This is a genomic window from Phycicoccus sp. Soil802 (genome assembly GCF_001429605.1).
Lineage (GTDB): Bacteria > Actinomycetota > Actinomycetes > Actinomycetales > Dermatophilaceae > Pedococcus.
The window spans coordinates 446444-466081 of record NZ_LMSS01000001.1 but is presented as its reverse complement, the minus strand read 5'-3'; the positions used below and the strand labels follow the sequence as shown (position 1 = coordinate 466081).

Genomic DNA, 19638 nt, shown 5'->3' with positions numbered 1-19638 from the left:
AGGACGTGCGCTCACATTCCAGCGGCGGTGTAGAGGCGGCCGACCTCTTCCTTGGTGAGCTTGCGCATCTTGCCCGGCTTGGTGTCGCCGAGGCTGATCGGACCGACCTGCACGCGGACCAGGCTGAGGACGGGGTGACCCACCGCGTCGAGGAGGCGCCGCACGATGTGCTTGCGTCCCTCGTGGAGGATCACCTCGACCAGCGCCTTCCCCGGCTGGGAGTCGACGACCCGGAACGAGTCGACCGAAGCCGGACCGTCCTCGAGCTGGACGCCCTCGCGCAGCTGCTTGCCGATGTCCCGCGGCACCGGTCCACGGATCTGGGCGAGGTAGGTCTTGAGGACGCCGTACTGCGGGTGCTGCAGCCGGTGGGCCAGCTCCCCGTCGTTGGTGAGGATCAGCAGGCCCTCGGTGTCGGCGTCGAGGCGGCCGACGTGGAACAGCCGCTCGTGGCGGTCACCCACGTAGTCGCCGATGCTGATCCGGCCGAGCTCGTCATTCATCGTCGTGACGACGTTGAGCGGCTTGTTGAACGCGAAGTAGACCCGGGTCTCGTCCAGCTGCACCTTGACCCCGTCGACGTGGACGGTCTGGTCGGGTCGGATGCGCACGCCGAGCTCGGTCACGACGTGACCGTCGACCTCCACGCGACCGTCGGAGATGAGGTTCTCGCAGACCCGGCGGGAGCCCACCCCGGCGGCGGCCAGCAGCTTCTGCAGGCGGATGCCGTCGGGGTCGTGCACGTCCACCTCGGGGGTGGCCCGCTCCCGGGGCACCCGGGTCGGCTGGCTCTTCTTGGTCGTGCCGGAGCTCCCGCGCTGCGGCCGCTCGGGGCGACCTCCTTCGGAGGCCGTCGGGCCACCGCCTCGTGGTCCGCCGGTACGACCGCCTGAGCGACCGCCGTGGCCCTGGCTGCCGCCGGGCCGGCCGGTATTGCTTCTGCCGGCGCTGTCTCTGCTGCGTGGGGGTGTCATCCGCGTCCTTGTTCTGCGATCTCGTCGAGCACGTCGACTTCGGGGAGGTAGGGCGCCAGGGCGGGCAGCTCCTCGAGGCTGCCGAGACCCAGGCGCTGGAGGAAGTAGTCGGTGGTGCCGTAGAGGATCGCCCCGCCGTCACCGTCGGAGCCGAGCTCCTCGATCAGGCCGCGGTTCAGGAGGGTCCGGACGACGCCGTCGACGTTGACGCCGCGGACCGCGCTGACCCGCGAGCGGGAGATCGGCTGTCGGTAGGCGATCACGGCCAGGGTCTCGAGCGACGCCTGGGTGAGCTTGGCCTGCTGGCCGTCGAGGAGGAACTTCTCGACCACAGGCGCGTAGTCGGATCGGCTGTAGACCCGCCAGCCACCGGCCACCGAGCGCAGCGTGAAGCCACGCTGCTGCGCGGCATACTCCTCCTCCAGTGCCGTGAGGTGCGCCCGCACGTCGTCGACCGGGAGCTCGAGCGCGGAGGCCAGCGAGATCTCGGTGATCGGCTGGTCGACGACCATCAGGACGGCCTCGATGGCGCTGCGGGCACCGCCCGGGAAGTCGCTGACGTCGAACGCGAACTGCTCGTCGGCGGGCGCCTCGACGCCTTCGTCGGGCCCGTGGTCCGGCACGACCTCAAGGTCACTCATCGTTCTCTCCGTCGTCCTCGGTGGTGCCTGGTGGTGTGTCCGCGCCCGGCTGGTCCGGTTCGTCGGACTCGTCAGGCTCGTCAGGCTCGTCGAACTCGTCGCTGACCTCGATCTCGCCATCGTCGGCGCCGGTCCAGCGCACGGTGAGCTCGCCGAGCGCCTCGGCCTGCTCGAACGCGATCGCGGCCTCGCGGAACAGCTCGAGCAGGGCCAGGAAGCGCGCCACGATGACCAGCGTGGAGTCCGCGTCGGCCACCAGCGCCCGGAACGAGCAGACCCGCTCCGACCGCAGTCGCGCACCGAGGATGCCCGCCTGTTCGCGCACGCTCACCTGCGGGGCGTGGAGGTGGTCGAGACCGACGCTCGGGGCGATCTTCGGCACCATCGCCCGGGCCGCGATCATCGCGAGCTGCTCGGGCGTGATGCCCATGACCAGCTCGGGCAGCAGCTTGGCGAACTGCGGCTCGAGCCCGGCCTGGCGCGGGGTCATCCGGCCGGCCGTGGCCATCCGCTCGCCGAAGGTGAAGGCGATGTCCTTGAACGCGCGGTACTGCAGCAGCCGGGCGAACAGCAGGTCGCGGGCCTCGATCAGGGCGAGGTCCTCCTCGTCCTGCGGGCCGGTCTGCGGGAGCAGCCGCGCGGACTTCAGGTCGAGCAGGGTCGCGGCGATCAGCAGGAACTCCGACGCCTGCCCGAGGTCCCACTCGGTGTCGGACTTCTGGGCGGCCTTGATGTGGGCGATGAACTCGTCGGTCACCTGCGCCAGGGCGATCTCGGTGATGTCGAGCTTGTGCTTGCTGATCAGGCCGAGGAGCAGGTCGAACGGGCCCGAGAAGTTGGTCAGGTGCACCTCGAACGGCGTGGACCCACCGCGACGGTGGATGACTCCACCGGGGGTCATTCCCGCCTGGGCGTCACTGGGCTGCACCGCGCCTCCCGGCGCAGCGGCGATGACCTCCTGACTCACCTCGTCAGGCCGCCCCACCACGGGCGATCAGCTCTCGGGCGAGTTGTCGGTAGGACGCGGCGGAGCCGTGCGTCGAGGCGTAGGTCGTGATCGGCTCGGCCGCCAGGGTGGCGTCGGGGAACTTCACCGTGCGGCTGATCACCGTGTGGAACACCTGGTCACCGAAGTGGTCCACGACGCTGCGCACGACCTCCTTGCTGTGCAGGGTGCGCGAGTCGTACATCGTGGCGAGGATGCCGTCGACCTGGAGCCGCGGGTTGAGCCGGTCGGTGATCTTGTCGATGGTCTCGACCAGCAGGGCGACCCCGCGCATCGCGAAGAACTCGCACTCGAGCGGGATCACGACGCCGTGGGCCGCGGTGAGGGCGTTGACGGTGAGCAGCCCCAGCGAGGGCTGGCAGTCGATCATGATGACGTCGTAGTCGTCCATGACCGGGCGCAGCACGCGGGCCAGGATCTGTTCGCGGGCGACCTCGCCGACGAGCTGGACCTCCGCGGCCGACAGGTCGATGTTGGCCGGGATGACGTCGAGGTTCTCGGTCGAGGTCTGCTGGATGACCTCACGGACGTCGTGACCGCGCTCGACCAGCAGGTTGTAGATCGTCACGTCGAGCTCGTTGGCCCGCACCCCGAGACCGACGGACAGGGCGCCCTGCGGGTCGAAGTCGACGAGCAGGACCCGGCGCCCCACCTCGGCCAGCGCGGCACCGAGGTTGATGGTCGTCGTCGTCTTGCCGACGCCACCCTTCTGGTTGCACATGGCGATGATCCGCGCCGGGCCGTGGGCGGCCAGCGGCGCGGGATCGGGGAAGACGGGCATCGGTCGACCGGTCGGACCCAGCTGTCCGGCGCCGGCGGCTTCGGTGCCGGGCAGGTGCACGTGGTCACGACCATCGCCGTCGGGGGCCGACTCGGAGGTGGCGCCCGAAAGGGTGGGCGGCGACTGCTCCTGGGTGGTCACCTCAGATTCCACAGGCGTTTCACTCCCGGTGAGTTGGCGTTCGTCGGTCAGCCTCGCGCTGATCGGCACGACCCTATCAGCGGGCACGGGGGTGGCTCTGGGCATAGACCTCACGCAGTCTCTGCACCGTGACGAGCGTGTAGATCTGGGTGGTGGTCACGGACGCGTGGCCCAGCAGCTCCTGCACGACCCGCACGTCTGCCCCGCCGTCGAGCAGATGGGTCGCGAACGAGTGCCGCAGCGTGTGGGGTGACAGGTGCCCGCCGAGGTCGGCGCGCTCCGCTGCTCCCCGCAGCACGGCCCACGCGGACTGGCGCGACAGCCGCCCGCCCCGCTGGTTGAGGAACACCGCGGGCGTCCCCTTGCCCTTCCCCGCGAAGGTCGGTCTCCCGCGGACGAGGTACGCGCCGAGGGCGTCCGCGGCATACGAGCCGAGCGGGACGATCCGCTCCTTGCTGCCCTTGCCGAAGAGCCGCACCACTCCCTCGCGCGGGTCGATGTCGTCGACGTCGAGCCCGACCGCCTCGGAGATGCGCGCCCCCGCGCCGTAGAGCACCTCCAGCAGCGCGCGGTCGCGCAGCGAGGCGGGCGTGTCCCCGACGCTGGCCGCCTGGAGCAGCCGCTCGACGTCCTCGATGCTGATCGCCTTGGGCAACCTGGCCGGTGGCCGCGGCGGGCTCACCGCGCCGGCCGCGTCGGTGTCGACGTCGCCCTCGAGGGCCAGGAACCGGTGGAAGCCGCGCACCGCGACGAGCGTGCGCGCCGCGGACGACGCCGCCAGCGGTGGGTGCTCGGCGCTGCCCTCACGCAGCGTGGCGAGGAAGTCGCTCACGTGCGCCTCGGTGATGCCGGTGGGGTCGTGGACCCCCTTCGAGGCGAGGTATGCCGCGTAGCGGGCCAGGTCGCGCCGGTAGGACTTCAGCGTGTTCGCGGCCACGCCGCGCTCGACGTCGAGATGGTTCAGCCAGCCGCGGGCCGCGCGTTCGACCGCGCTCGAGGGTGGCACGGATGGGAGTCTAGGCGGCATGAAGCTCTATGCAGACCTGCCGGGCCGCCGCACGCTCCAGATCCTCGCCGACGTCGGAATCGTCGCCTGGGTGTGCCTGTGGGCATGGGTCGGACGACTCGTCCATGACACGACGATGGAGCTCGCTGCGCCGGGGCGACAGCTGCAGAGCGCCGGGTCCGGGTTCCGCGACCAGATGACCAGCGCCGGCGACTCCATGCGGGACCTGCCGCTCGTCGGCGACCGGATCGCCGCGCCGTTCCGCCAGGTCAGCGGCGCCGGCACGACCATCGAACAGGCCGGCACGGACCTCGTCGACGCCGTGACCCGGCTCGCGAACATCCTCGGCTGGGTGACGGCCCTGGTGCCGATCCTCATCGTGGGCCTGGTCTGGCTCGTGCTGCGTGGCCGGTTCGTCCGCCGGGCGAGCGCCGCGCAGCGGTTCATCGACAACGCCGCCGACCTCGACCTCTTCGCCCTGCGGGCGATGGCGGGTCAGCCGATGCGCAAGCTGGCCGCGATCTCGGCCGACCCGACCGGCGCCTGGCGTCGCGGCGACGAGGAGACGATCAGGTCACTGGCGCTGCTCGAGCTGCGCGACACCGGGCTGCGCCCGCCCGCCTCAGCCGGGAAGGCGGCCTGACTCCTCGGTGAGCGACCGGAGCCGGGCGGCGTGCTCGGCCGTGAGTGCTCCGGGAGCCATCTGCCAGGACCAGCCGCCCTCGATGCCCGGCGCGTTCATCCGGGCCTGCGACCCGAGGGCGAGAACGTCCTGCGCCTGCATCATCGACAACCCACACGGCCCGCGCTGGGCGAGCTCGATGAACCCCCAGGACGGCTCGGCGTCGACGTCGGCGCCGACCCCCGCCTGACGACAGGCCTCGCGGGCCAGCTGTCGACGGTGGTCGGGCAGGTCCCACCACCAGCCGCAGACCGTGTCGTTGTCGTGCGTGCCGGTGTACACGACCTGGTTGGGCTCGTGGTTCTGCGGGTCGTGGGCGTTGTACTGGTAGGCCGGCTCGAAGGCGAACTGCAGCACCGCCATCCCCGGGAAGCCGAGCGCCTTGCGCAGGTCGATCACCGGCTGGTCGATGTCGCCGAGGTCCTCGGCGAGGACGGGCAGCGGGCCGAGCGCACCGAGCGCCGCGTCGAAGACCTCCCGGCCCGGACCCTGCTCCCACTGGCCGTTGAGTGCCGTGTCGTCACCTGCCGGGATCGCCCAGTAGGCCGCGAAGCCCCGGAAGTGGTCGACGCGGACCAGGTCGAAGAGCGCGAACGTCCGCCGCAGCCGCTCGATCCACCAGCGGTAGCCGTCGTCGCGCAGGACGTCCCAGCGGTAGAGCGGGTTGCCCCAGAGCTGGCCGGTCGCGGCATACGCATCGGGCGGGCAGCCGGCCACGGCGTCGGAGCGGAAGAACTGCGGCCAGGCCCGTTCGTCGGCGGCATCGGGGGCGACGTAGATCGGCACGTCACCGAGGATGCGGATCCCGCGCTCGTGCGCGTAGTCGCGCAGCGCCGACCACTCGCGGTCGAACCGCACCTGGTCGGCGAGGTCACCGCCGAAGGCCGTCCACGAGTCGACCCAGTAGGCCTCTCGCTCGGCGAAGTCGGAAAGCTCCTGCTCGGTGACCGGGGCGTCCGGGTGCTCCAGCAGCGCTGGAGAGGCGGCGAACGCCGACGGCGACTTGTAGGGCGAGCGATGCTGGTCGGGGATCGACACGGGCAGCACCTGCCACACCGACTGCCCCGCCTCGACCAGCCAGTCCACGAAGTCACGGGCCGGCTGGCCGAGCCGCCCACCGGGCAGCGAGGTGACGTGCAGCTGCACCCCGCTCGTGCGGGACTCGGTCAGGGGCCGGGTGGCGTCCATGGCGGCTCAGCTCTGGTCGGTGGTGGTCTCGACGCGCAGGATCTGCGGTCGGAGGTCCTGCTCCGGAGGCTCCCACGTGGTGGCTGCGGCGTCGACCTGGTCGCCGGAGCGGATGTCCTTGACCTGGTCGCCCCCCTCGCCGTCGTCGCCGGCTGCGCCGGGGAACCAGACGTACGGGATGCCGCGCCGCTCGGCATACCTGATCTGCTTGCCGAACTTGGCGGGCTTGGGCGCCACCTCGCACGGTATGCCGCGGGCGCGCAGCTCGGTCGCGACGCGCGTGGAGAGGGCCCGGCTCTCCTCGTCGTTGACCGCGACGAGGACGCACGCCGGCGTGGACCGGCTCGCCGTCAGCAGCCCCTTGCCGATGAGCAGGCCGAGCAGCCGCGAGACCCCGATCGAGATCCCCACACCCGGGTAGGTCGTCTTCCCGTCGGAGGCGAGCGAGTCGTAGCGGCCACCGGAGCAGAACGAGCCCCACGACTCGAAGCCGACCAGCTGGGTCTCGTAGACGGTGCCGGTGTAGTAGTCGAGACCGCGGGCGATCTTCAGGTCGGCAACCAGGGCGCCCGGGGCGTTGTCCAGACCTGCCCGGATGACCGCGGCCAGGGCGTCGAGCCCGTCGTCGAGGGTCGGGTGCTGGACCCCGAGTGCCCGAACCCGGTCGACGAAGGACAGGTCCTCGGACCGGATCGCCGCGAGCGCCAGGCACTGGTCGGCCTGCTCGGCGGTCTGCCCTGCCTCGACCAGCTGGGCCTTGACCTTGGCGGGGCCGATCTTGTCGAGCTTGTCGACGATCCGCAGGGTGCCGGCCACGTCCTCGATGCCGATGCCGAGGTAGAAGCCTTCGGGGATCTTGCGGTTGTTGACCTGGATGACCATCCGGCCGACGGGCAGCTTGCGGAAGACCTCGGCGATGACCAGCGGCATCTCGGCCTCGAAGTGCGGGGCGAGCTCGCCGACGTCGACCACGTCGATGTCGGCCTGGGTGAACTCGCGGTAGCGACCCTCCTGGGGTCGCTCGCCGCGCCACACCTTCTGGATCTGATGGCGCCGGAACGGGAACGACAGGTGGCCGGCGTTCTCCAGCACGTAGCGGGCGAACGGCACGGTGAGGTCGAAGTGCAGGCCGAGCTCACCGGAGCGGTCCTCCGGACCGTCGTCGTCCCGCGCCAGCCGGTGGATCCCGTAGATCTCCTTGTCGGCGTCGCCACCCTTGCCGACCAACCGGTCCACCGGCTCGACGGCCCGGGTCTCGATCGACGGGAACCCGTGCAGCTCGAACGTCTCGCGGATGACGTCGAGGAAGTGCTGCTCGACGATCCGCTGGGCCGGGAGGAACTCGGGGAAGCCGCTGATCGGGGTGATCTTCACGGGGCCAATCCTTGCAAATACGGGTTGGTCGCCCGCTCGCGGTCCATCGTGGTCGCCTGGTAGTGACCGGGCAGGACCAGCGTGGAGTCCGGGAGAGGCAGGACGACCTCGCGCAGCGACCGGTCCATCGCCGCCGGGTCACCACCCGGCAGGTCGGTGCGGCCGATCGAGCCGGCGAACAGCACGTCGCCGCTGAGGAGGGTGCGGTCGACGTCGACCTGGTCGGCGATCCCGTCGGGCACCTCGTCGACGGTGAACATCACCGAGCCCTCCGTGTGTCCGGGGGCGTGCAGCACCTCGAAGCCCAGCCCGGCGAGGTCGAGCGTCGCGCGGTCGGTCACCTCGACGACGTTCGTGGGCTCGGTCCACGTCGCCCGCTGGCCGAACTGCTGCTCGAGCATGCCGAGCAGCCCGGGGGCGACGTTCGAGAGCAGGTCCTTGAGCCGGTAGCGGTCGTCGCCGTGGATGTACGCGGCGGTGTCGGCGCCGCACACCGGCGTCACCGAGTAGACGTGGTCGACGTGGCCGTGGGTGAGCAGGACGGCAGCCGGCCGGAGCCGGTGCTGGGCCAGCACCTCCCGCAGGGTCTCCTCGACGCCGATGCCCGGGTCGACGATGACGCACTCCTCCCCCGCGGCCGGAGCAAGGACGTAGCAGTTCGTGTCGAAGGCGGCGGCAGGAAAGGCGACGGTGAGCACGGCCGCACTGTATCCGCGATCCCCCACCACCGCGGTGGGCCCGGTCGGTTAGCGTCGGCTGGCATGAGCGAGAGCACGGTCAGGCGGGACGCGTGGGGAGTGCCCCAGCTGTGGGCCCCGGACGTCGTCGCCCTGTCCCGGGTGCAGGGCAAGGTCTGCGCGACCGACCGGGCCTGGCAGCTCGAGGTGCAGCGGCGGCGCTCGGAGGGTCGGTTGGCCGAGCACCTCGGCGCCGCCTGGGTCGAGTGGGACGTGTTCGCCCGCCGGGCGCGGATCACGGACACGGCGCGCAGGTGCTTCGACCGCCTCGACGAGGAGACCGCCGCGTGGGTCGCCGCCTATGCCGAGGGCGTCAACGACGGCCTGGGCGACGCCCTGGCGCGCCGCGCCGCGCCGGAGCTCGGCGCCCTCGAGCCCGGGCACTGGGACCCTTGGACCCCCATCGGCGTCCTGCTCACCCAGCACCTCCTCTTCGGGACGCTGGGCGACAAGCTCTGGCGCGACCGGGTGCGTCGAGAGGCGCCGGGTGCCTGGGAGCTGCTGTGCGGACCACGGCACCCGTCCGTCGCGGACTGGGACGGGGTGGCGGCCAGCGGCAGCAATGCCTGGGCCGTCGCGGGCGCCCGTTCTGCAACGTCCCGGCCCTTCGTCGCCGGTGACCCGCACCGGTCGCTCGAGCTGCCCGGGGTCTACCAGCAGGTCCGGCTCGCCTGTCCCGAGTTCGACGTCGTCGGGATCGCCTTCGTCGGTGTGCCCGGAACGCCGCACTTCGCGCACGCCGGGCCGGTGGCATGGGGCATCACCAACGCCATGTCCGACTGCCACGACGTCTTCGAGGAGGAGCTGCGACGGTCCGCCGACGGCGTCGAGTCGCGTGAGGCGGACGGCTGGGCCCCGGTGACCGCACACCACGAGGTGGTGTCCGTGCTGGGTGGCGATCCCGTCGACGTGGAGGTCGTGGAGACCGGGCGCGGACCAGTGGTCGTCGGGGAGGTCGGCGCGCGGTGCCTGTCGGTGCGGATGGTCCCGCGGGTGGAGGGCGATGCCGGACTCGCCGCGTCGCTCGCGCTCCTGCGGGCGCGCTCCGCGCAGGACGTCCGGGAGGCCTGGCGCGGCTGGGTCGAGCCGGTCAACGCCGTCCTCACCGCCGACCGGGACGGCACGGTGCTGGAGTTCACCGCCGGCCTGGTCCCGGACCGCGCCGCCGCGAACCGCGAGGGGCCGGTGCCCGGATGGGAGCCCCGGCACGCATGGACCGGCTACCTCGACCACGCCGAGGCCGCCGTCACCGACGTCGCGGTGCACGCGAACCACGCCACGCGGCACACCGCGCCGTTGGGGCGTGACTTCGCGAGCCCGGACCGCGCCCACCGCATCGCCGACCTGCTGGCCGCGACCCCGCGTCTCGACGCGGACGCCCTCCAGCACATCCACACCGACACCCTCCACGCGCCCGCGCGGCGCATCCTGCCGAGGCTGGCCGGGCTGACGGGGCTCACCGAAGCGGCCGCCGCGCTGCGCGACGAGCTGCTGGCGTGGGACTGCCGGATGGACGCCGACAGCGCACTGGCGCACCGGTATGCCGTGCTGCGGGCCGCGCTGGTCGGTCGCCTGTGTCGACTCGACGTCTTCGACGGCCTGGCGACAGGGTCCGGGTTGCCGCGCATCTTCGACCCGTGGATGTCGCTGGCGCTGCGGGTGTCGGTGCGGCTGGAGGCGTTCCTGGCCCAGCCGCCCGAGGGTTTCGACGCCGCCGCCGAGCTGGCCGCGGCCCTCGAGGAGGCGGCGGCAGCTCCTGAAGCCCGGTGGGGCGAGCGCCACCGGCTGGCGCCGATCCGGATCGGCCCACCGGGAGAGCAGCCGCCGGACCGGGTCGGTGCCTCCGGCGACCGGGACTGCGTGTTCGCGACATCGAGCCTTCCCGACTCGGACGACCTGTTCGTCCAGGCACCCGCCGCGCGCTACGTCTGGGACCTCGCCGACCGCTCGCGGAGCCGCTGGGTCGTGCCCCACGGCACGGCCGGCTCGGCCGGGTCGCCGCACGTCGACGACCAGCAACCCCTGTGGCTGCAGGGACTCCTCTTGCCCGTGCCCAACGACGACCTCGCCGAGGGTCCCTGCCTAGACTGACGGCCGTGACCAGGGAACAGGAGCGCGCCAGGGCGCGCCGCCGTGCGGAGAAGTTCGAAGCCAAGCAGGCCCTCAAGGAGCGCGAGGCGGCTCGCAACCGCCAGGTGGCCGTCGTCGTGGCGGCCGTGCTCGTGGTCGTGGCCGCGTTCGTCTTCCTGACCACCCAGCTCGGTGACGACACCAAGACCCCCAAGGCGGCCCCCACGACCCCCAGCGCGACCAGCGCCACCACCGCCGCCGTCGAGGGCTGCACCGCAGCGCCCGCTCCCCCGTCCGAGGTGCCCAAGGCCGCCAAGCCCGACAAGGCGACCGCTGCGGGCAAGACGTTCACCGCCGTCGTCACCACCAACTGCGGCGACATCACGCTCCAGCTCGACGGCGCGAAGGCACCGCAGACGGTCGCCTCGTTCGTCGCGCTCGCCAAGGCCAACTACTTCGCCGACTCGCCCTGCCACCGCGTCACCACCGAGGGCATCTTCGTGCTCCAGTGCGGTGACCCGCTCGGGGGCACCGGCTCCGGTCCCGGGTACTCCTACGGCATCGAGAATGCACCCAAGGACGGCACCTACCCCAAGGGCACGCTGGCCATGGCCCGCACCAGCGACCCGAACAGCAACGCCGACCAGTTCTTCCTGGTCTACAAGGACACCAAGCTCCCGACCGAGGGTGGCGGCTACTCCATCTTCGGCACGGTGACCGGCGGTATGGATATTGTCGAGAAGATCGCCGCAGCAGGCGTGAGTGGAGGCGCCACCGATGGTGCCCCTGCCGCGCCCATCAGCATCCTCAAGGTTGCTGTGACCGAGAAGAAGGCCTGACCGTGACCGAGCAGACTCCCCCGGCCGACACCACCTCGAACAGCAGCACGCCCGAGCCCGACGACAGCCAGGCCCCCGACACCGCAGCACCGCAGCCCGAGTCGGCGGTGGAGCCCGCAGCCGAGGCGGCACCCGAGCCCGAGTCGGCGGTGGAGCCCGCAGCCGAGGCGGCACCCGAGCCCGAGTCGGCGGTGGAGCCCGTAGCCGAGGCGGCACCCGAGCCCGAGTCGGCGGTGGAGCCCGCAGCCGAGGCAGCACCCGAGCCCGAGCAAGCACCCGAGCCCGAGGCTGCACCCGAGCCCGAGGCTGCACCTGAGGTCGAGGTCGCCCCGGAGGTGACGCCCGAACCCGTCGTGGCCGAGCCTGCTGCCGAGGCCGTCCCGGAGCCCGCCGCCCCGGCAGCAGCGCCCGCTGCCAAGCCGGTGCCTCGCCCCACTCCGAAGCCGGGCCCCGTGCCGACCCCGGCCGCGGTCCGCAAGGTCGCCCACGCGCAGCCTGCGGCGCTGACCGTCGCGGCTCCGCCCGGGCCGCCGTCGGAGACGTTCGGTCGGGTCGCCGAGGACGGGACCGTCTTCGTGCAGACCGGCGACGGTGAGCGCGAGGTCGGCGCCTACCCCGGCGCGACCTCCGAGGAGGCGCTGCACTACTTCGCCCGCAAGTACGACGAGCTCTACGCCTCGGCGGAGCTGCTGCACCAGCGGCTGACGACCACCGAGCTCTCGTCCAAGGACGCGACCGAGGGCCTGGCCAAGCTGCGCGAGCACTGCGCCGAGGCCAACGTCGTGGGCGACCTCGCCATCCTCGACGCCAAGGTTGCCGAGATCGAGACCCTGGTGAAGGCGCGCAAGGAGACCGAGGCCGCCGAACGCAGCGCCGCCCGGGCTGCAGCCGCCGTCGAGCGCGAGGCGATCGTCGCCGAGGCCGAGCAGATCGCCGGCCAGCCCGAGAACAAGATCCAGTGGAAGAGCAGCGGCGCGCGGATGCGTGAGCTGCTCGACGAGTGGAAGAAGCACCAGCGTGGCGGCGCTCGCCTCGACCGCGAGACCGAGGGTGCGCTCTGGCAGCGGTTCAGCCAGGCCCGCAACTCCTTCGACAAGGCCCGCCGGGTGCACTTCGCCCAGCTCGAGGGCACCCAGGCCGAGGCCAAGGCTGCCAAGCAGGAGCTGGTCAAGGAGGCCGAGGCGCTGTCCGCCAGCACCGACTGGGGCCAGACCGCCGGCGCCTTCAAGCGACTGATGGACCGCTGGCGCCAGGCCGGTCGCGCCTCCCGCGCCGACGACGACGCGCTGTGGGAGCGGTTCAAGGCGGCCCAGGACGCGTTTTTCACGGCCAAGGACGAGATCTCGGCCAAGGAGGACGAGGAGTTCCGCGGCAACCTCGCCGTCAAGGAGGAGCTGCTCAAGGAGGGCCAGGCCATCCTGCCGGTCACCGACCTCGAGACGGCCAAGGCCGCGCTGCGCGCCCTGCAGGACAAGTGGGACGCGGCCGGCAAGGTGCCTCGTGGGGACGTGGACCGCATGGAGAAGGGGATGCGCCGCATCGAGCAGGCCGTTCGCGACGCCGACGACCAGCGCTGGAAGCAGTCCAACCCCGAGGTCGCGGCTCGCGCCCAGAGCATGGTCGACCAGCTCGAGGCCTCGGTCGCCTCGCTCAAGGACGACCTGGCCAAGGCGCAGGCCTCCGGCAACGAGAAGAAGGTCAAGGACGCCCAGGCCAAGCTCGAGGCGCAGGAGCAGTGGCTGGCCCAGGCTCGCGGGAACGTCGACGAGTTCGGTTCCTAGACAACGGCTTTCGTATGCCGCGTCGAGGCGGGGTATGCCGTTCGGCTAGGCCTTCGCGGCCGTGGCCTTGGTGCCGGTGATCCGGTAGACGTCGAAGACGCCGTCGATCTTGCGGACCGCCTTCATGACGTGCTCGAGGTGGCTGGGGTCGCCCATCTCGAAGGTGAACTTGCTGATCGCGACGCGGTCGCGCGACGTCTGCACCGACGCCGACAGGATGTTGACGTGCTGGTCGGACAGCACCCGAGTGACGTCCGAGAGCAAGCGGTTGCGGTCGAGCGCCTCGACCTGGAGCTGCACGAGGAAGACCGACGCCGACGACGGCGCCCACTCGACCTCGATCATCCGATCCGGTTGCGAGAGCAGCGACTCCGCGTTGGTGCAGTCGGTCCGGTGGACTGACACGCCGTTGCCACGGGTGATGAAACCCATGATCGGGTCGCCGGGCACGGGCGTGCAGCAGCGCGCGAGCTTGACCCACACGTCAGCGGTGCCGACCACGACCACGCCCGGGTCGCCCGAGCGACGGCGCATCGACCGGGTCGGGGTGGTCGCCTCGGCGAGGTCCTCGGACGCGCCCTCCTCGCCACCCAGGGAGGCCACGAGCCGGCCCACCACGTGCTGGGCGGACACGTGCCCCTCGCCCACCGCGGCATACAGGGCGTCGATGTCCTGGTAGCGCAGCTCGGAGGCGAGCCCGGTCAGGGTCTCGACGGTGAGCAGCCGCTGGAGCGGGAGGCCCTCCTTGCGCATGGCGCGGGCGATCGCGTCCTTGCCGGTCTCGATCGCCTCCTCGCGGCGCTCCTTGGAGAACCACTGCTTGATCTTGTTGCGGGCCCGCGGCGACTTGACGAAGGTGAGCCAGTCGCGGGACGGGCCAGCGCCGTCGGCCTTGGAGGTGAGGACCTCGACGACGTCGCCGTTCTCGAGGGTGGACTCCAGCGGGACCAGGCGACCGTTGACGCGGCCGCCGATGCAGTGGTGCCCGACCTCGGTGTGCACGGCATAGGCGAAGTCGACGGGCGTCGCCCCGGCCGGCAGCGCCACGACCTCACCCTTGGGGGTGAAGACGTAGACCTCGCGGGCGTTGATCTCGAACCGCAGCGAGTCGAGGAACTCCCCCGGGTCGGCGGTCTCCTTCTGCCAGTCGAGCAGCTGGCGGAGCCACGCCATGTCGTTGATGGGGCCGGTCTCGCCTTCCTTGGTGCTGGCGCTCGGCGCGGTGCCGTCCTCCTTGTACTTCCAGTGCGCGGCGACGCCGTACTCCGCCCTGCGGTGCATCGTGTGCGTGCGGATCTGGATCTCGACGGCCTTGCCCTCGGGCCCGATGACCGTCGTGTGCAACGACTGGTACATGTTGAACTTCGGCATCGCGATGTAGTCCTTGAACCGCCCGGGCAGGGGGTTCCACCGCGCGTGCAGGGCACCGAGCGCGGCGTAGCAGTCGCGCACCGAGTCGACCAGCACGCGGACCGCGACGAGGTCGTAGATGTCCTCGAAGTCGCGGCCGCGCACGATCATCTTCTGGTAGACGGAGTAGTAGTGCTTGGGGCGGCCGGTGACCGTCGCCTTGATCTTGGCGCCCTTGAGGTCCTCGCTGACCTGCTCGCGCACCCCCGACAGGAACTCCTCACGGGCCGGCGCGCGCTCGGCCACGAGGCGGACGATCTCGTCGTAGACCTTCGGGTAGAGCGTCGCGAACGACAGGTCCTCGAGCTCCCACTTGATGGTGTTCATGCCGAGCCGGTGGGCCAGGGGGGCGTAGATCTCGAGGGTCTCGCGGGCCTTGCGCTGGGCGGACTCGACCGAGACGTAGCGCCAGGTGCGGGCGTTGTGGAGGCGGTCGGCGAGCTTGATGACGAGGACGCGGATGTCGCGCGCCATGGCGACGACCATCTTGCGGACCGTCTCGGCCTGCGCCGCGTCGCCGTAGGTCACCTTGTCGAGCTTGGTGACGCCGTCGACCAGCATCGCGACCTCGCGCCCGAAGTCCTTCTCGAGCTGCGTGAGGCTGTATGCCGTGTCCTCCACCGTGTCGTGCAGCAGCGCCGCTGCCAGCGTGGCCGGCGTCATGCCCAGCTCGGCGAGGATCGTCGTGACCGCCAGCGGGTGGGTGATGTAGGCGTCACCGGACTTGCGCTTCTGGCCGCGGTGGGCCTCCTCGGCGACGACGTAGGCCCGCTCGATGACGGTCAGGTCGGCCTTGGGATGGGTGGCCCGCACGGTCTGGAGCAACGGCTCGAGGACCGGGTTGGTCGGGCCCCCGCGACTGCCGAACCTGGCCAGTCGGGCGCGGACGCGGTTCGCCGAGGACGCACCGGTGGGCACCGGCCCGGTGACGACGTCCTCAGTCATGTCGGAAGCCTACGTGACCACCACGGTCGAGTGGATCTCGCGTCCGGACAACCGCTCGCGCCCGGGCAGGAAGGCCAGCTCGACGAGGGTCTCGAACGCCACCACCTCGGCCCCGGCCCGGTCGAGCAGCTCGCACGCGGCTGCTGCGGTGCCGCCGGTGGCCAGGACGTCGTCCACGACCAGCACCCGCTCGCCACCGACGAAGGAGTCCTGGTGGATCTCGATGGTGGCCGAGCCGTACTCGAGGTCGTAGGTCAGGCCGTGCACGGCTCCGGGGAGCTTGCCCGCCTTGCGGACCGGCACGAACCCGATGCCGAGCTCGTGCGCCAGGGCTGCCCCGAAGATGAAGCCGCGGGCCTCGATGCCGACGACGACGTCGATGCTGCCGCGGCGGCGGTCGGCCATGTCGCGGATGATGTCGCCGAAGACCTCGCCGTCGGCGAGCACCGGCGTGACGTCCTTGAACAGGATCCCGGGCGTCGGGAAGTCCGGGATGTCACGCAGCCGCGCGGTGACCCGGGCGGCGAGCGACTCGCTCACCGACGTGCCGCTGTTCACCGACGAGACTTCGGGGGGCGCTTGGGCTGGTTGCGGGGACCGCTGGTCGCGTACTTGTGCGTCTCGCGGACGGCACCGGTGCGGGCCGCCGACGGGTCCGGCTCCCGGCCTTCGGCGAGCTCCTCGGCATCCGGCTCGTGCTCCACCGGTGCGGCGTCCGAGGACGAGACCACGCCACCGTGGCGGGCCTGGTAGCGCGTCGCCTTCTTGTCGAGGTCGATGATCGCCGGCTCCTTCAGGCGCAGGTGCACCAGGAGCGGGGTGGCGATGAAGATCGACGAGTAGGCGCCCACCGCGATACCGACGAACAGCGCCAGCGCGAGGTCGAGCAGCGTGCCCGGACCGAGGAAGACGAAGCCGATCACCAGGATCGACGCGATCGGCAGCAGGGCCACGATGGTGGTGTTGATCGAGCGCACCAGCGTCTGGTTGACCGCGAGGTTCGCCGCCTGCTGGTAGGTCATCCGACCGTTGCCGAGGGCTTCGGTGGTGTTCTCCCGGACCTTGTCGAACACCACGACCGTGTCGTAGAGCGAGTAGCCGAGGATCGTCAGGAAGCCGATCATCGTGGCCGGCGAGACCTCGAACCCGGCCAGCGCGTAGATCCCCACGGTGATGAACAGGTCGTGGAGCAGGGCGACCAGCCCGGCGACGGCCATCTTCCAGGTGCGGAAGTAGACCGCCATGACGAGGGAGACGAGCCCGAGGAAGACCAGCAGGGCCTTCAGCGCCTTCTGGCTGACCGAGGCGCCCCACGAGGGTCCGACGAACGAGGCCGAGACGTTGCCCGGGTCGGTCTTGAACTCGCTGGCCAGCGCCGACTGCACCGAGCGGATGTCGTTCTCGCCCAGCTTCTCGGTCTGCACGCGGATGGTGCCGGTGCCGACCTTGGTCACCTCGGCGGCGCCCGCGTTCGGCACCGTGCCCACGGCATCCTTGGCCCTGGCCTCGTAGTCCTGGCCCGAGGCCACCTTGGAGACCCGGAACTCCGAGCCGCCACGGAACTCGAGGCTCAGGTTGAGCCCGTGCCAGACGAGGCCGAGGGCGGCGATCAGCACGAACACGCCGGAGAGCGCGTACCAGCGCTTGTAGCGGCCGACGAAGTCGACCGACCGCTTCCCGGTGTAGAGGTCGTTGCCCAGTGCGGCGAAGTTGATCACAGCGCGCTCCCGTCGCTCGCGGTCCGTGCGTTGGTGGGCATCGCGACCCGTCCGCGCCCGGCATACCGGGGCTTCTGGGCCTTGGCGCCGAGACGCTCGGGGTCGAGACCCGACCACCGGTGTCCGCCACCGAAGAACTTCGTGCCCGCCAGCAGGGCGACGAGCGGGTGGGTGAAGAGCACCACGATGAGCAGGTCGATGAGCGTGGTGAGGCCGAGCGTGAAGGCGAACCCGCGCACGTTCGACGACGCCAGCAGGTAGAGCACGAAGGCGGCCAGGAAGTTCACCCCGTCAGCGGCCAGGATGGTGCGCCGGGCCCGGCGCCAACCGGTGTCGACGGCTGCCCGCAGTGGCCGTCCTTCGCGGACCTCGTCCCGGATGCGTTCGAAGTAGACGATGAACGAGTCGGCGGTCACACCGATGGCCACGATCAGGCCGGTCACCCCCGCCATGTCGAGGCGGAAGTTGTGCGACCACCCCAGGATGGCGATCGCGACATAGGTCAGCAACGCCGCGATGATGATCGACGCGACGGTGACCAGGCCCAGGGCGCGGTACTGCGCGAGCGAGTAGAGGAACACCAGCGCGAAGCCGATGATGCCCGCGATGAGGCCCATCCGGAGCTGCTCGCTGCCGAGCGTGGGGCTGATCTGGTCGCGGGTCTGCAGCGTGAAGGACAGTGGGAGGGCGCCGAACTTCAGCTGGCTGGCGAGGTCGCGGGCCGACTCGATCGTGAACGAGCCCGAGATGCTGGCCCGTCCGTCGAGGATGGCCGCCTCGAAGTACGGCGCGACGATGACGCGCGAGTCGAGGGTGGCGGCCATCTGGTTGCGCGGCGACTCGAGCGAGACCATCCGCTTGCTGGCCTCGCCGTAGGCCTTGGTGCCGGAGGACTTGAAGGTCAGGCTGATCTCGACGGTGCTGGACGGCTGCCCGTTGGACAGCGGTCGGTAACCGGCGGCGGCGTCGGCGATCTGGTCGCCGTTGACGACCACCGGGCCGAGCACGTACTTCTCGGCCCCGTCGTCGCTGCAGGTCACGAGGGGCTTCGCGGGGTCATCGACGATCTTGTCGGTCACACCGGGGACCGAGCAGTCGAGCGCCTGGTAGGCCTTGGAGATGTCGTCGGTGATCCAGGCGAGGTCACTGGAGTTGGCCGGCTTGGCCGTCGAGCCGGTCGGTGCCGTCGTGCTGCTACCGGTGGCGGTGGCGGACCCCGTCGGCTCGGTGGTGCTCTTGACGAATGCACCGGGCACCCCGGAGCCGGCCGTGGTGGCCGTGCCGGTCGCCTTGGGCACCGTGCCGGTCGCCGTCCCGGTCGCGGTGCCGGTGGCCGTCCCGGTCGCGGTGCCGGTCGAGGTCCCGGTGGGCACCGGCTGGTTGGTGCCCGGGGCGGTGGCCAGCACCGGGCGGAACCGCATCTGCGAGGACTTGCGGATCGCGTCCTCGGTGGTCTTGTCGAGGCTCTTGCCCGGCACGCTGACCACGATGTCCTCGCTGTTGCGCGTGGTCACCTCGGCGCCGGCGACACCGTTGGCGTCGACCCGCTGCACGATGATGTCGCGGGCCTGGCTCAGCTGCTCGTTGGTGACCTTGTTCGCCCCGACGAGCACCGGCTTGAGCACCAGCTGCGTGCCGCCGTCGAGGTCGAGCCCCAGCTTGGGTGCCCATTGCGCGTCACCCCAGGTGGTCGCGGCGAAGAGGAGGCCGTAGAGGCCGAGGGTGACGGCCGCCAGCGCTGACAGGATCTTCAGCGGCTTGCGGTTGTACGGGTTGATTGCCACGTGCAGGGACCTCTACTCGGTGGTGCCGGGTGTGCCCGGGTCAGCTGGGCCGGTCGGCACAGTCTTGGTGCCGATGGCTCGCCGGTCGAAGCGGACGGTGACCCCGGGGCTGATCTCCAGGGTGGCGGTCTTGTCGTCGAGGGACTTGATGGTGCCGAACAGGCCGGACGTCGTGCAGACCTCGTCACCGACGACCAGCGCCGCCTGGAGCGACTGGACCTCGCGCTGGCGACGCCGCTGGCTGAACACCATGAAGACGATCAGCAGGACGGGCAGCGCGAAGATCAGCAGGCTGGCGACGGGCGAGCCCCCGCCGGAAGCCGTGACCGCCGTCAGCGTGGCCGGCATGCCTAACGTCATGGAGCAGTCCCTTCGAGTTGGGGCAGTCGGTGTGCGGCGCCACGCAGTCGGGCACACGCAGGTCCCCGACTCCAGCCGGGGGACCGCCCGAGTGTAGGTGACGCACGGCATACCGACCAACGTGCCCCACCGTGGCCGCGTTCCAATTGTGACCTTTGGCGAAGCTGAAGGGTGTTACTGCGGCGAAGCTGAAGGGTGTTA

General features: G+C 71.1%; 17 protein-coding genes. 4 read left to right on the top strand and 13 right to left on the bottom strand.

Annotation, left to right across the window (positions count from 1 at the left end; genetic code table 11):
- Positions 1–11: 11 nt before the first annotated feature.
- From ASG91_RS02155 to xerD, 5 genes are all read right to left on the bottom strand, one after another.
- Positions 12–974, bottom strand: coding sequence for a pseudouridine synthase (locus ASG91_RS02155; RefSeq protein WP_056920943.1), 963 nt, complete (start codon positions 972–974; stop codon positions 12–14).
- Positions 971–1615: an SMC-Scp complex subunit ScpB gene (gene scpB, locus ASG91_RS02150; protein ID WP_056920942.1), complete on the bottom strand. Its 645-nt coding sequence runs from the start codon at positions 1613–1615 to the stop codon at positions 971–973. The genes ASG91_RS02155 and scpB overlap by 4 nt, the downstream gene beginning before the upstream one ends.
- Positions 1608–2516, bottom strand: a complete 909-nt coding sequence (locus ASG91_RS02145) for a ScpA family protein (RefSeq protein ID WP_056921234.1) — start codon at positions 2514–2516, stop codon at positions 1608–1610. The genes scpB and ASG91_RS02145 overlap by 8 nt, the downstream gene beginning before the upstream one ends.
- A gap of 70 nt (positions 2517–2586) precedes the next feature.
- Positions 2587–3402 (bottom strand): ParA family protein, encoded by an 816-nt coding sequence (locus ASG91_RS02140; protein ID WP_056921233.1) that lies wholly within the window; start codon positions 3400–3402, stop codon positions 2587–2589.
- 217 nt (positions 3403–3619) lie between these two features.
- The gene (gene xerD, locus ASG91_RS02135; RefSeq protein WP_056920941.1) at positions 3620–4570 is read right to left on the bottom strand and encodes a site-specific tyrosine recombinase XerD; all 951 of its coding nucleotides are present in this window, start codon (positions 4568–4570) and stop codon (positions 3620–3622) included.
- Here xerD and ASG91_RS02130 point away from each other — a divergent pair.
- Positions 4569–5192 (top strand): hypothetical protein, encoded by a 624-nt coding sequence (locus tag ASG91_RS02130; RefSeq protein ID WP_056920940.1) that lies wholly within the window; start codon positions 4569–4571, stop codon positions 5190–5192. The genes xerD and ASG91_RS02130 overlap by 2 nt on opposite strands.
- Here the strand turns inward: ASG91_RS02130 and ASG91_RS02125 are convergent.
- Genes ASG91_RS02125 through ASG91_RS02115 form a run of 3 tightly spaced genes read right to left on the bottom strand, consistent with a single transcriptional unit; the run spans position 5172 to position 8491 of the window.
- Positions 5172–6419 (bottom strand): 4-alpha-glucanotransferase, encoded by a 1248-nt coding sequence (locus tag ASG91_RS02125; protein WP_056920939.1) that lies wholly within the window; start codon positions 6417–6419, stop codon positions 5172–5174. The genes ASG91_RS02130 and ASG91_RS02125 overlap by 21 nt on opposite strands.
- Positions 6420–6425: 6 nt before the next feature.
- Entirely contained in the window at positions 6426–7793 is a 1368-nt protein-coding gene (gene hisS / locus ASG91_RS02120) for a histidine--tRNA ligase (protein ID WP_056920938.1), read from the bottom strand.
- Positions 7790–8491, bottom strand: coding sequence for an MBL fold metallo-hydrolase (locus ASG91_RS02115; protein WP_056920937.1), 702 nt, complete (start codon positions 8489–8491; stop codon positions 7790–7792). The genes hisS and ASG91_RS02115 overlap by 4 nt, the downstream gene beginning before the upstream one ends.
- 63 nt (positions 8492–8554) lie before the next feature.
- Between ASG91_RS02115 and ASG91_RS02110 the strand changes: the two genes are divergently transcribed.
- The 3 genes from ASG91_RS02110 to ASG91_RS02100 are packed head-to-tail and all read left to right on the top strand — an operon-like array spanning position 8555 to position 13220.
- The gene (locus ASG91_RS02110; protein WP_056920936.1) at positions 8555–10621 is read left to right on the top strand and encodes a penicillin acylase family protein; all 2067 of its coding nucleotides are present in this window, start codon (positions 8555–8557) and stop codon (positions 10619–10621) included.
- A 5-nt stretch (positions 10622–10626) separates the two neighbouring features.
- The gene (locus ASG91_RS02105) at positions 10627–11439 is read left to right on the top strand and encodes a peptidylprolyl isomerase (RefSeq protein WP_056920935.1); all 813 of its coding nucleotides are present in this window, start codon (positions 10627–10629) and stop codon (positions 11437–11439) included.
- A 2-nt stretch (positions 11440–11441) separates the two neighbouring features.
- Positions 11442–13220: a DUF349 domain-containing protein gene (locus tag ASG91_RS02100; RefSeq protein ID WP_235545323.1), complete on the top strand. Its 1779-nt coding sequence runs from the start codon at positions 11442–11444 to the stop codon at positions 13218–13220.
- A 45-nt stretch (positions 13221–13265) separates the two neighbouring features.
- Here the strand turns inward: ASG91_RS02100 and ASG91_RS02095 are convergent, their stop codons facing one another.
- Genes ASG91_RS02095 through yajC form a run of 5 tightly spaced genes read right to left on the bottom strand, consistent with a single transcriptional unit; the run spans position 13266 to position 19437 of the window.
- Positions 13266–15575, bottom strand: a complete 2310-nt coding sequence (locus tag ASG91_RS02095; protein WP_056920934.1) for a bifunctional (p)ppGpp synthetase/guanosine-3',5'-bis(diphosphate) 3'-pyrophosphohydrolase — start codon at positions 15573–15575, stop codon at positions 13266–13268.
- 9 nt (positions 15576–15584) lie between these two features.
- Positions 15585–16133, bottom strand: coding sequence for an adenine phosphoribosyltransferase (locus ASG91_RS20965; RefSeq protein WP_235545322.1), 549 nt, complete (start codon positions 16131–16133; stop codon positions 15585–15587).
- Complete coding sequence (gene secF, locus ASG91_RS20960) at positions 16130–17293, bottom strand: protein translocase subunit SecF (protein ID WP_200961203.1); 1164 nt, start codon at positions 17291–17293, stop codon at positions 16130–16132. The genes ASG91_RS20965 and secF overlap by 4 nt, the downstream gene beginning before the upstream one ends.
- Positions 17290–19077: a protein translocase subunit SecD gene (gene secD / locus ASG91_RS02080; RefSeq protein ID WP_056920933.1), complete on the bottom strand. Its 1788-nt coding sequence runs from the start codon at positions 19075–19077 to the stop codon at positions 17290–17292. The genes secF and secD overlap by 4 nt, the downstream gene beginning before the upstream one ends.
- Before the next feature lie 12 nt (positions 19078–19089).
- Positions 19090–19437, bottom strand: a complete 348-nt coding sequence (gene yajC, locus ASG91_RS02075; protein WP_235543775.1) for a preprotein translocase subunit YajC — start codon at positions 19435–19437, stop codon at positions 19090–19092.
- Between the last annotated feature and the right edge of the window lie 201 nt (positions 19438–19638).

Bases quoted from the DNA above. Each gene is read 5' to 3' on its own strand.
- ASG91_RS02155 (WP_056920943.1), bottom strand. From the start codon at position 974: ATGACACCCCCACGCAGCAGAGACAGCGCCGGCAGAAGCAATACCGGC.
- scpB (WP_056920942.1), bottom strand. From the start codon at position 1,615: ATGAGTGACCTTGAGGTCGTGCCGGACCACGGGCCCGACGAAGGCGTC.
- ASG91_RS02145 (WP_056921234.1), bottom strand. From the start codon at position 2,516: ATGACCCCCGGTGGAGTCATCCACCGTCGCGGTGGGTCCACGCCGTTC.
- ASG91_RS02140 (WP_056921233.1), bottom strand. From the start codon at position 3,402: ATGCCCGTCTTCCCCGATCCCGCGCCGCTGGCCGCCCACGGCCCGGCG.
- ASG91_RS02130 (WP_056920940.1), top strand. From the start codon at position 4,569: ATGAAGCTCTATGCAGACCTGCCGGGCCGCCGCACGCTCCAGATCCTC.
- xerD (WP_056920941.1), bottom strand. From the start codon at position 4,570: ATGCCGCCTAGACTCCCATCCGTGCCACCCTCGAGCGCGGTCGAACGC.
- ASG91_RS02125 (WP_056920939.1), bottom strand. From the start codon at position 6,419: ATGGACGCCACCCGGCCCCTGACCGAGTCCCGCACGAGCGGGGTGCAG.
- ASG91_RS02110 (WP_056920936.1), top strand. From the start codon at position 8,555: ATGAGCGAGAGCACGGTCAGGCGGGACGCGTGGGGAGTGCCCCAGCTG.
- ASG91_RS02095 (WP_056920934.1), bottom strand. From the start codon at position 15,575: ATGACTGAGGACGTCGTCACCGGGCCGGTGCCCACCGGTGCGTCCTCG.
- yajC (WP_235543775.1), bottom strand. From the start codon at position 19,437: ATGACGTTAGGCATGCCGGCCACGCTGACGGCGGTCACGGCTTCCGGC.